The organism is Flavobacterium frigidarium DSM 17623 (genome assembly GCF_000425505.1).
Classification (GTDB): domain Bacteria; phylum Bacteroidota; class Bacteroidia; order Flavobacteriales; family Flavobacteriaceae; genus Flavobacterium; species Flavobacterium frigidarium.
The window spans coordinates 314,106-326,644 of sequence record NZ_KE384392.1 but is presented as its reverse complement, the minus strand read 5'-3'; the positions used below and the strand labels follow the sequence as shown (position 1 = coordinate 326,644).

Here is a 12,539-nt window from a genome sequence, read left to right as displayed (position 1 = left end):
TTCGAAAAGACAACATATCCTTAAAGATGTTTTGGCTTGATTGCTTTTTTAGCTTTATATTCGCGCAGTAAATGCTTTTGCTTTTTAAGAAATTAAAACGGGATCGCATTTAATTTTAAAATGGTTTTTTTTAAAGGGAAAGTCTAAATTTGAACTTGCTTCTTACTAGATGTTTTTATCTTTAATATTAAGACTACTTAATTTTCAATCTTATTATTTTGACTAAAAAAATTACAATCGCCATAGATGGTTTCTCATCTACAGGAAAATCAACAATTGCAAAACAGTTAGCAAATAGTTTAGGTTACGTTTATGTCGATACAGGCGCAATGTACCGTGCAGTTACTTTATATGCTATGCAAAATAATTTAATAGCTAAAGATTATTTTAAGGTAGAAGAATTGATTGCTGCGCTACCTACAATTAAATTACAATTTAAATTTAGTTTCGAGGCAGGCTTCGCTGAGATATTTTTAAACGGACTTAATGTCGAAAAGGACATTCGCAATATTGAGGTTTCTAGTTTTGTGAGTAAAGTCGCTGAAATTTCTGAGGTGCGTTCTAAATTAGTAGAGCAGCAACAAGAGATGGGTAAAGACAAAGGAATTGTAATGGACGGTAGAGATATAGGAACCGTAGTTTTTCCTGAAGCAGAATTAAAAATTTTTATGAATGCAACGGCTGACACTCGCGCTCAAAGGCGCTATGACGAATTAAAAGCCAAAGGTGATCAAGTGACTTATGAAGCTGTTTTAAAAAATGTACAAGAGCGCGATTACATTGATACGCATCGAGAAGACTCTCCTTTAATTGTAGCAGAAGATGCCATTGAGATGGATAACTCATCAATGACAAAAGACGAACAATTTAATTTTGTTAGTACGCTAGTAAACGATATTACTAAAACGTTATAATTTTTTGTAGATACCATTTTTAATATTAGATTTACGCCTTGTAAATTTTGAAATAAATACAATTCATCACATGGGAATTAAGTACAGGTTGATCTTAATGAGTTTTCTACAATTTTTTGTTTGGGGAGCTTGGTTGATTACAATTGCAAACTATTGGTTTGGGACTAAAAATTGGGATGGTACGCAATTTGGGTTAGTTTTTAGTACCATGGGGATTGCCTCCTTATTCATGCCTACTTTAACCGGAATTATTGCAGACAGATGGGTAAACGCTGAAAAGTTATACGGAGTATTACATATTTTGTATGCCGGAGTCTTATTTTATTTACCAATGGTAACAGAATCTACGACATTTATTTACATTATATTACTGGCAATGTGTTTCTACATGCCAACGATTTCTTTAAGTAACTCGATTTCCTACAATGCTTTGATAATGAATAAGAACGATATCGTAAAAGATTTTCCTCCTATTCGCGTTTTTGGTACAATTGGTTTTATTGTAGCTATGTGGATTACCAACTTAACTGGAAATAAAGCTACAACGTATCAGTTCTATATTGCAGGAGTTGCTGCCTTAATTTTAGGGATATATGCATTTACATTACCTAAGAGCAAGCCACAGCGTTTGATTAAAGAAAACGCATCGACTATGGAGGTGCTAGGATTAGAGTCTTTTAAATTATTTGCCAATTATAAAATGGCGTTATTCTTTGTTTTTTCTATGTTTTTAGGAGGCGCTTTGCAATTAACAAATGCTTATGGTGATGTGTTTTTAGATGAGTTCAAACATTTTCCAATGTACGCTGATTCATTTGTAGTAGAATATTCTACAATAATCATGTCGATTTCACAGGTTTCTGAAACCTTATTTATATTAGCAATACCATTCTTCTTGAAACGATACGGAATTAAAAAAGTGATGTTAATTAGTATGTTGGCTTGGGTACTTCGTTTTGGATTTTTTGCTTATGGAGATCCTATAGATGGATTGTGGATGATTATCATGTCATGCGTAGTTTATGGAATGGCTTTTGACTTTTTCAACATCTCAGGTTCTTTATTTGTGGAAACAAATACCGATCCTAAAAATAGGTCATCTGCACAAGGATTGTTTATGATGATGACTAACGGTTTTGGAGCTATTCTAGGAAGTTTTACATCAGGGTGGGCGATTGACCATTTTTTTACTAAGTCATTCAATTCGACAGAAACTTTATCAACTTTTTTAGAAACAGAACCTACTAATCCTTTAATGGGAGAGTTTATCAAGGGGCAAGGAGTAGAGATTTTATCGAATGGTACTTTTAGTAACGCGATATTTATGAAAGATTGGCATACGATTTGGCTATCATTTGCATTGTATGCCTTAATTATAGCAGTTGCTTTTGCAATATTATTCAAGCACAAACACGATCCAAAAATAGTTGAAAAATTAAATCATTAAGATGATACCTTTATATAACAACCCGATATTGAAAGATGTCGGGTTTTTTTGTGGCTGAAAATGAAGGGTGTAAGCTGCTTAGCCCCGATGGAGCCGGTATCCTCGTAGTCACTTTTGAGGGACGTAGAGATAAAGGCGAGAGCGGGAAACCATGCTAGCAAACAAAGCCAGTTGTTTCGCTTCTGATTTTCAATAGTTTATCTTTTATAGAATATTTTGTTGTTTCAAATAAAAGTATTACTTTTGCACACCTTTTGGTGGATAAGAGTCTCCATTAGGTATCAATTAATTATACAAACAACTTCTGTTGTTTTCTACTACTTTAAGAGACTCGAGAGAATGCAGAATACAAATTTTAATCAGCATGTCTGAACAAATCCAATCACAAGAAGAGTTTTTAGCAAATTTTAACTGGCATAACTTTGAAGAAGGTATTGATCCAGTAGATGAGAAAAACTTACAAGAATTCGAAGAATTAGTATCAAAAACTTTTATCGCTACTGACCAAGAAGAAGTAGTAGATGGTACTGTTGTAAGAATTACAGATAGAGACGTTATCGTTGATATCAACGCAAAATCGGAAGGTGTTATTTCATTAAACGAATTCCGTTACAACCCAAATTTAAAAGTAGGTGATACTGTTGAAGTATTAATCGATATCCGTGAAGACAAAACTGGACAACTAGTTTTATCTCACAGAAAAGCACGTACTATCAAATCATGGGATAGAGTTATTGCTGCAAACGAAACAGGTGAAATCGTTAATGGTTTTGTAAAATGCAGAACTAAAGGTGGTATGATCGTTGACGTTTTCGGAATTGAAGCGTTCTTACCAGGATCTCAAATTGATGTTAAACCAATTAGAGATTACGATGTTTACGTAAACAAAACAATGGAATTCAAAGTTGTGAAAATCAACCACGAATTTAAAAACGTTGTTGTATCTCACAAAGCGCTTATTGAAGCGGATATTGAAGTACAGAAAAAAGAAATTATTGGTCAATTACAAAAAGGACAAGTATTAGAAGGTGTTGTTAAAAACATTACTTCTTATGGTGTCTTTATTGACTTAGGTGGAGTTGATGGATTAATTCACATTACTGACCTTTCTTGGTCTAGAATTAATCACCCATCTGAAGTTCTTGAATTAGATCAAAAATTAAATGTTGTAATCCTTGATTTCGATGATGAGAAAACAAGAATTCAATTAGGATTGAAACAATTAAACGCTCACCCATGGGATGCATTAGATGCTAACTTGGCTATTGGAGATAAAGTTAAAGGAAAAGTAGTTGTTATTGCTGATTACGGAGCTTTCATCGAAGTTGCTGAAGGTGTTGAAGGTTTAATCCACGTTTCTGAAATGTCATGGTCTACTCATTTACGTTCTGCTCAAGATTTCGTAAAAGTAGGTGATGTTGTTGAAGCTGTTATCTTAACATTAGATAGAGATGACCGTAAAATGTCATTAGGTATCAAACAATTGTCTCAAGACCCTTGGACTGATATTACTTCTAAATACCCTGTAGGTTCTAAACATTCAGGTATCGTTAGAAACTTTACAAACTTTGGTATCTTCGTAGAACTTGAAGAAGGAATTGATGGATTAATTTACATCTCTGACTTATCTTGGACTAAGAAAATCAAGCACCCATCTGAATTTGTAAACGTTGGTGAAAAACTTGACGTTGTAGTATTAGAATTAGATGTTGATGGACGTAAATTATCTTTAGGTCACAAACAAACTACTCCTAATCCATGGGATCAGTATGAAGATTCATTCGCTGTTGGAACTATCCACAACGGAGAAATCTCTGAAATCGTTGATAAAGGAGCTACTGTAGAATTTGGAGATGATATCGTTGCTTTCATTCCTACTCGTCACCTTGAAAAAGAAGATGGTAAGAAATTGAAAAAAGGAGAATCTGCTGATTTCAAAGTAATCGAATTCAACAAAGAATTTAAAAGAGTAGTTGCATCTCACACTGCTATCTTCCGTGAAGAAGAAGAGAAAAATGTGAAAGCTAACACTGAAAATAATTCTTCAGCTTCAAACTCATCTAATGCACCTGCATCTACTTTAGGAGATAGCAATGATGTATTAGCTGCATTGAAAGCTAAAATGGAAAAATCAGAGAAAAAATAATTCTCAGACAATCTATATATTCAAAGCCTCACAGTAATGTGAGGCTTTTTTTTGTGTTGTAATTTCTGATTAAATTCATATATTTAGTACTTAATAACTAAACTAAAATTTATGAATGTATTTACTCCAAAAGAGAATCAAGACTTAGCAATTGATTTTGAAGCACAAGGTTTTTTAAAGGAAACTGCAAAGTAGACACACTTCCTATCAATTTTAGGATTTGTAGGTGTAGGACTATTTGTTATGATAGGACTCTTCGTTCAGTCCATATTTTCCAAATTGGGGAGTATGTCTGGTGGTATGATGGGTAATCAAATGGGCGGTGGTTTTATTGGTTCATTTTACATTGTGATGGCAGTCATATACTTCTTTCCAGTTTACTACATGTTCAAATTTTCAACTAAGCTTAAAGCTGCTCTTAGAACTAATGACAATCTAGAATTAAAAGCTGCTTTTAAGTTTTTGAAGTCACATTTTAAATTTGTGGGTATATTATTCCTAGTTTTAACAGTATTATATCCAATCGTTTTTGTAATTGCTTTATCTGCTGGAGCGCTAGCTTTTTTAGCTTAGAAATAATTTAAACAACAATCTTTTTTCAATGTTTTTTAGTCTTCTAATCTCTTGCTAAATAGCATGCTATATTTTTTATTGTTTATTTATCATTTATTTTAAAACCATAAGAGTTATAATGGCGTAAATGCTTTTATATAACTTAATAAATATAATTATGAAAACAAGAAAATTTTTATCAGTAGCATTTTTAGCATTAGTATTCGGAGCAACTTCATTTGCTCAAAAATCAGTAATGGTTGGTGGAGCAGAGATGTTTCCTAACAAAAACATTGTTGAGAATGCAATTAATTCAAAAGATCATACAACATTAGTTGCAGCAGTAAAGGCAGCTGATCTAGTGGAAACATTACAAGGAAAAGGACCTTTCACAGTTTTCGCTCCTACAAATGCAGCTTTTGACAAATTACCAGAAGGAACAGTAGAAACATTACTAATGCCTGAGAACAAAAAAATGTTACAAACAATCCTTACTTACCATGTTGTAGCTGGAAAAATGAACGCTTCTGATATTGCAATGGCAATCAAAAAGGGAAATGGAAAAGCAACAATGAAAACAGTAAGCGGTGGAACATTGACAGCTTGGATGAAAGGAAAAAAATTATATATTACTGATGAAAAAGGTGGTATGTCAATGGTTACAATTGCTGATGTAAACCAATCTAATGGTGTAATTCATGTTGTTGATGCTGTTTTGTTACCAAAAAACTAAATAGCTTTTAGTGTAGCTATCATTAAAATAGAAGATAGTAAATACTTATAATAAAAAAGTCCCAACACTGTGATAAGTGTTGGGACTTCTTATTTTAAGATAATTGAGTTTTATCTAAGAGTTGCACCAAGTTCTGTTTCGAATGCTTTTTGCATTTTCCCCATTATTTTATCAATTTGAGTATCTGTCAATGTTTTAGATACATCTTGAATTATAAAACTAATGGCATATGATTTTTTACCTTCTGGCAAATTCTTTCCTTCATAAACATCAAACAAGTTAATGTCTTTCAAAAGGTTTTTCTCTGATTGTTTTGCGATTGCAAATATAGCGTCGTAGTTCACATTGTTATCAACAAGTAGCGCTAAATCTCTACGAACCTCAGGATATTTAGGAATGTCGGTGAATTTAATTTTAGTGGCCGCAGCTTTTAATATAATATCCCAATTAAAATCAGCATAGTTCACTTCTTGCTTGATACCAAAAGTTTTTAAAATTGATTTTTTTACCAATCCAAATTCTACTAAGTTATTGTGTCCGCTTCCTATTGCAATTCCTTCTGAGAATATATCAGAAGATACTGGGCTATTTTGTGTTTTCTGAATTCCGAAACGAGATAATACAGCATCAACATATCCTTTCAATAAGAAAAAGTCTGTGGGTTTTTGTGCGTTAATCCAGCTTTCTTCTGTTTTATTTCCAGTAATGAATACAGATAAATGTTTGTGCTCTTCATAACCTGATAAAAACTTATGGTAAGTTTTACCAAATTCAAATAACTTTAAATCGCTATTTTTTCTGTTGATATTATAAGAGATAGCTTCTAGTCCAGAGAACAATAATGATTGACGCATTGTCGCAAGATCGTTACTCAATGGATTTAACATTGTAACATTGTGCTCTTCTTTTAATGTTTCAGACAGCGCAACATAACTTGCCGTTGTCAATGAATTTGCCATCATCTCATGAAACCCTTGTGAATTCAATTGAGTAGCAATAATATTTTGCAATTTGTAATCTTCGTTTCTTGGAGAGTTTGCTACTGTAGCATTAAATTTATTCGAAAAATTAATGTTGTTGTATCCGTAAACTCTCAAAATTTCTTCGATAACATCAATTTCTCTTTGCACATCTACTCTGTATGCAGGAATTGTTAATCCCAAGCCAGTTTCAGAAACACTATTTACTTTAATCTCTAGTGAAACTAAAATTTGTTTGATGATGTCTTTAGGAATTTCTTGACCAATGATTTTTTTAACATTGCAAAAATTTAAGAAGACAGCAAAATCTTCAATTTTCTTTTGGTAAATATCACTCACATCTGAGGTTATTTCTCCACCAGCAACTTCCTGAATTAATAATGCCGCACGCTTTAAAGCATAAGCAGTTATAGTAGGGTCGATTCCTCTTTCAAATCTAAAAGAAGCGTCTGTGCTAAGTTGGTGTCTTTTTGCAGTTTTTCTAATGCTTACCGGATTAAAGTAGGCACTTTCTAAAAAGATTGTATTGGTATGTTCTGTAACTCCTGAATTTTTACCTCCAAAAACTCCAGCGATACACAATGGTCCTTTTTCATCACAAATCATTAAATCCTCTTCGTGTAAAGTACGCTCTACATCATCTAATGTTGTAAATTTTGTACCTGCTTCTAGGGTTTTTACAATAATTTTTCCATTAATTTTAGAGGCGTCAAAGGCATGTAACGGTTGTCCTAAATCATGCAAAACATAATTAGTAACGTCGACTATATTATTTTTTGGAGTTAATCCAATAGCTTTTAATCTATCTTGTAGCCATTTTGGTGACGGCTTTACTGTAATTCCAGAAATGGTTACACCGCAATATCTAGGTGCTAATTGAGTGTTTTCGATAACAGTATCAATTTTTAAAGTACGCATATCAACTCTAAAATTGCTTACAGATGGAGTTATAAGTTCTAAATTAAGACCACTTTGTATTAATCCTGCTCTTAAATCGCGTGCAGTACCTAGATGACTCATGGCATCAGCACGGTTTGGTGTTAAACCTATTTCAAAAACTTCGTCATTTTCTACTTTAAAAACTTCTGCTGCTTTTGTACCAGGTACTAACGCCTCATCTAAGATCATGATACCGTCATGACTTTCACCTAGACCTAATTCGTCTTCGGCACAAATCATTCCGTGGCTTTCTTGACCGCGTATTTTTCCTTTTTTAATAGTAAAAGAACCGCCCTCTTTGTCATATAAAACGGTACCTATCGTAGCTACAGGAACTTTTTGACCCGCATCAACATTAGCCGCTCCACATACAATTTGTATAGGAGTTCCGGTACCAATATCAACAGTTGTCAATTTTAGTCTGTCAGCATCTGGATGTGGAATGCAAGTAAGTACGTGTCCCACTACAATTCCTTCTAATCCACCTTTTATAGATTGGTATTTTTCAACAACTTCTACTTCTAGACCTAAATCTGTTAGTAATGCTGCTGCTTCTTCAGAGTTCCAGTCTATTTTAATGAATTGTTTTAACCAGTTATAAGATATTTTCATCTGTCATTTTTAATAAGACTGCAAATATAAGGATTGCAGTTTGTAGTAAGAAACTATTTTTTTTGTTTTTTGGGGAATATTGTAACTTTTTGAAGACAAAACGATTTAGTATCTTTTTCGAAAAAAATGATTAAAAATTGTAGCAAATTAAGAGTATACTTTAAATAAATAGCCATCGTATACATGCCTTTAAGTGCTAGCTAGTTATCATTTATATGTTTAGGGTAGAGGTTTTAATCGAAAGCTCAAATTTCTTTTTTGGTATACTTAATTGGAAATTTGGATAAGTATTTTGGCCACATTTATTCAAACTTTGCATTATGAAAGAACATCAAATTATAAGAGGTAGTTCAACCACAAAAGAACTTGCCTTTGAGCTGGGATTTGATTCTATTAGTAGTCTTTCTAAATTCTTTAAAAACAATGTTGGCGTGAGTCCATCTCAATTTAGAGCTGAGAATTAGTATTCAATAATTAGTTTAATAAATTAGTTTTAAATGTTTAACAATTATTAATTTATAAAAAGTCTACATCCTGATACACTTGCCGAAAGGTCAAATTAATTCGAGGTAATATTTGCTTTGCCGTTTTAGGAACTTGGTGTTGCCAAAAAGTATTTGTTGTTCCAGACATTAGTAAAAACGAACCGTGGTGCAACGGAATTTCGATTACGGCTAATTCTTTATTGAATTTGTGACGTAGTTTAAAAATACGGGTTTCCCCAAAGGTAATCGAAGCTATCGTTGGATTTTGCCCGGTATTATTTTCTTTGTCGCTATGCCAAGCAACACTATCGTTTCCGTCTCGATATAAATTTAATAGAACGGCGTTAAAACGATCTTGAACTTCCTTTTCAACTTGGGTTCTTATCTTCATTAATTCGGCTGGCCAAGTAGCATTTTTATTATCTTGATACCAAGCAATCATTCTAGGAGCTACACATTTTTTATTGTACAATTCCATTTCATAGTGTCTCCATTTTGTTTGGTTTAATAAATTTTCATAATATAAATCAGCTTCAGGTTTTGCAATAAATTGATCAATTAGCATGAGTTCTCCATCAGGCAAATCATAAATAATTTTACCAGCTGTACCCTGAGTAAAAATATCGGTATCGTTGAAAAGTGTCATAAATTAAAAATTAATGTTGGTTACTGCATTTTATACCTTGGAATATTGATTTCATGTGCCTGAGGATATGGTTTCCGTTGTGTGCTGCTCACATCTTCCTTAATACTTTTTTGGGTAGTAAATTGATGGTCTTTAGCATCAGAATATCTTGGATCAGGAACAAAAGGCATTCGAGCCATTTTACTTATAGTAATCGTGGGAAAGTGATAATCTACCTCTACCGTCCCTAATAATAAGTAACAACCACCGCCCTCAAAGGGATACTGCAATAAATTATCGGGAAAATGTGTGGTGTCAAAATAAGTTCCTTCTACATCAATCCAAGTCCCAAAATACATAGTCCCTCTTTTTGTAGGTACTTGTTTTCTCGAAATTAAATAGGCGAGTAGACGCACTTGTTTTTTATGGTGGTGTATCATTTGTTTTGCCATGACATCACCTCTAAACTTTGTTTGCAACAATTCAAAAGGAGTGTAGGAAACCGGAAAACTTAGTAACTCGATTTCGTCAAAAGCATCTTCCAGTGGATCGTGATCTAATTTAGGCAACACAAATTCCTTTGTAGGTTCTTGCAATAAAAGTAAATTAGTAGAAGGTATAGGCGAGTTGTACCGCAAACTAGCTAAAATTAGGAGTTGGTTTTTTGTTTTATTGGTAAACTTAAAGGCACCAATAAAAATTAATATTTTAATGTTTTCAAGTCCAATGGGAATTCGGTTTATAAAATCATCTAGTGATTGATACGGTCCATTATTTTCTCGTTCAGAGACAATATTTAATGCTACAGCCGTATTTATTCCTAGTAAATGCTGAAAACCTAAATAGACTTCTTTGCCACACACTGTAGTAGTGTATTCACTGTTGTTCACACAAGGATTATTCACGGTTGCTCCAGCCATGCGTGCTTCATGAACATAAACCTCTGTTCGATAAAAACCACCTTGATTATTAATTACAGCGACCATGAATTCGATAGGATAATACACTTTTAAATACAAACTTTGATAACTCTCAACGGCGTAAGAAGCCGAATGCGCTTTGCAAAAAGAATATCCAGCAAAAGATTCTATCTGCCGGTAAATTTCTTCGCTAAGAGCAAGAGGATGCCCTTTGATGGCACAACAAGCAAAGAAGTTGTCTTTTACTTTTTTAAGAGCATCTAGTGAGCGTCCTTTTCCGCTCATGGCACGTCGCAGGATATCTCCATCTGCAGCGGGAAGGCCACCATAATGCAAAGCAATTTTTATCACATCTTCTTGATACACCATGATGCCATAGGTCTCTCCTAATTGTTCTTTAAAAACGGAATGAAAGTATTCAAATTTATCAGGGTGATTGTGGCGGTAAATGTATTCCTTCATCATTCCTGATTGTGCTACGCCGGGACGTATTATAGAAGAAGCAGCTACAAGAGTTTTGTAATCACTGCATTTTAATCGTCGCAATAATCCCCTCATAGCGGGACTTTCGATATAAAAACAACCTATTGTGTTTCCTTGTGAAAGTGCGGCATTTGCCACTGCTTCGTTTTTTGATAAATTGGTGTTTCTAATGTCAACATGAATTCCTTTATTCTTAGCAATAAGCTTCACACTTTCATCGATATGTCCAATTCCTCGTTGGCTTAAAATATCAAATTTTTCAAAACCTATAGATTCGGCAATATGCATGTCAAAAAGCACAATAGGAAAGCCTTTTGGAGGCATTTCTAAAGGCGTATAATTAGTAATTGGTTCTTCAGAAATTAAAATTCCGCAAGAATGCATGCTGCGTTGGTTGGGGTATTTTTCGAGTAATTTTCCATATTTTTGTACTAATTTTACGATAGTGTTGTTGGGTTGCAACTTGGTTGGATTCTTGGCTAGCACATCTAGTTCTTCTTTGGGTAAACCAAAAACCTTTCCCACTTCTCTAAAGATTGAACGGTATTTAAATTCCACATTTGTGCCACAAAAAGCGACGTGCTCTTTGCCATAACGTCTAAAAATATATTCTAGAATAATATCTCGTTCTTTCCAACTCCAGTCGATATCAAAATCAGGAGGACTTTTTCGGTTTAAATTTAGAAAACGTTCAAAATACAAATCGAGTTCAAGAGGACAAATTGCAGTAATTCCCAAGCAGTAAGCAATAATACTGTTGGCACCACTACCACGACCTATGTGTAAAAAACCTTGACTATTACTGTACCTCACAATGTCAAAGTTGATTAAGAAGTATCCGCTAAAATCGAGTTGGTCAATCACTTTTAGCTCTTTTTCTATGCGGTCTATGGCTTCTTGATTGTTTTCTCCATAACGCCATTTAAGACCTATTTTTGCCAATCGTGTAAGCAAAGCAATGTCATTCTTTTTAGATTTAGTATAGTGCTTTTTATTTTTTGGAACCGAAAAGTCAAATTCAAAATTACATTGCTTGATAATTGATTGCGTATTTACAATTATTTCAGGATAATTTTGATAGGCATGTAACAATGTTTCCATAGTGATCATTACCTCAGTACTTTTTGCATAATCCTTTTCGGTGAGTTTTGAAAGTACGGTGTTAGTATCAATTGCTCTCAATATTTTATGCAAATTGAATTCGGTTTTTGTTCGAAAAGTCACTGGTTGCAACACAACCATCTTAGATAACTTGGCGTTCCATTCTTTCGAATATAATTTATTTACTTCTTCGGGTCTCACACCAATATATTCATTTTCACTTAATACTTCAGGCGCACTTTCAAATGTATACAGTATAATTACGCCTTCCCATTGAGGCGCAACAATAGGCAATGGTTCACCACTGAAATTATGTGCCGTTAAAAACCGATTCATTGCAGCAAGTCCTTCTTTGTTTTTAGCTAGACCAATGTATCTCAAATCATTTCCTGATCTAAATTCGATCCCTACGAGGGGTTTTATATTCACTTTTTTACATGCACTAATAAAATCATAAATTCCAGTAACCGTATTAATATCAGTTAATGCCATGGCTGTTACTCCCGCCTTGATTCCGTGATTAATGAGATCGTCAAGCGGAATAGTGCCGTATCGTAAAGAATGATAAGAGTGACAGTTTAAATACATTGTATGCTTTAAAT

Annotated in this window: 9 protein-coding genes; 6 read left to right on the top strand and 3 right to left on the bottom strand. The window is 33.6% G+C overall.

Annotated elements, in window-relative coordinates:
* The first annotated feature begins 218 nt into the window (after positions 1-218).
* From cmk to H603_RS0114245, 5 genes are all read left to right on the top strand, one after another.
* Positions 219-914, top strand: coding sequence for a (d)CMP kinase (cmk, locus tag H603_RS0114270; RefSeq protein ID WP_026709248.1), 696 nt, complete (start codon positions 219-221; stop codon positions 912-914).
* A gap of 70 nt (positions 915-984) precedes the next feature.
* Complete coding sequence (locus tag H603_RS0114265; protein WP_026709247.1) at positions 985-2,361, top strand: nucleoside permease; 1,377 nt, start codon at positions 985-987, stop codon at positions 2,359-2,361.
* Positions 2,362-2,725: 364 nt separating this feature from the next.
* Positions 2,726-4,507: a 30S ribosomal protein S1 gene (gene rpsA, locus H603_RS0114255; RefSeq protein WP_026709246.1), complete on the top strand. Its 1,782-nt coding sequence runs from the start codon at positions 2,726-2,728 to the stop codon at positions 4,505-4,507.
* Positions 4,508-4,750: 243 nt separating this feature from the next.
* Positions 4,751-5,080 (top strand): DUF5362 family protein, encoded by a 330-nt coding sequence (locus tag H603_RS17495; protein ID WP_245576124.1) that lies wholly within the window; start codon positions 4,751-4,753, stop codon positions 5,078-5,080.
* A 157-nt stretch (positions 5,081-5,237) separates the two neighbouring features.
* Positions 5,238-5,792, top strand: coding sequence for a fasciclin domain-containing protein (locus H603_RS0114245; protein WP_026709245.1), 555 nt, complete (start codon positions 5,238-5,240; stop codon positions 5,790-5,792).
* Between the two features lie 110 nt (positions 5,793-5,902).
* Here H603_RS0114245 and pheT read toward each other — a convergent pair whose 3' ends face one another.
* Positions 5,903-8,323 (bottom strand): phenylalanine--tRNA ligase subunit beta, encoded by a 2,421-nt coding sequence (gene pheT, locus H603_RS0114240; RefSeq protein WP_026709244.1) that lies wholly within the window; start codon positions 8,321-8,323, stop codon positions 5,903-5,905.
* A gap of 320 nt (positions 8,324-8,643) precedes the next feature.
* Here pheT and H603_RS17390 point away from each other — a divergent pair, with 320 nt between their 5' ends.
* Positions 8,644-8,787, top strand: a complete 144-nt coding sequence (locus tag H603_RS17390) for a helix-turn-helix domain-containing protein (RefSeq protein ID WP_084157752.1) — start codon at positions 8,644-8,646, stop codon at positions 8,785-8,787.
* Between the two features lie 52 nt (positions 8,788-8,839).
* Here H603_RS17390 and H603_RS0114230 read toward each other — a convergent pair whose 3' ends face one another.
* Positions 8,840-9,454: an alpha-ketoglutarate-dependent dioxygenase AlkB family protein gene (locus H603_RS0114230; protein WP_026709243.1), complete on the bottom strand. Its 615-nt coding sequence runs from the start codon at positions 9,452-9,454 to the stop codon at positions 8,840-8,842.
* A 20-nt stretch (positions 9,455-9,474) separates the two neighbouring features.
* On the bottom strand, positions 9,475-12,525 hold the full coding sequence (locus H603_RS0114225) for a DNA polymerase III subunit alpha (RefSeq protein WP_026709242.1): 3,051 nt from the start codon (positions 12,523-12,525) through the stop codon (positions 9,475-9,477).
* Between the last annotated feature and the right edge of the window lie 14 nt (positions 12,526-12,539).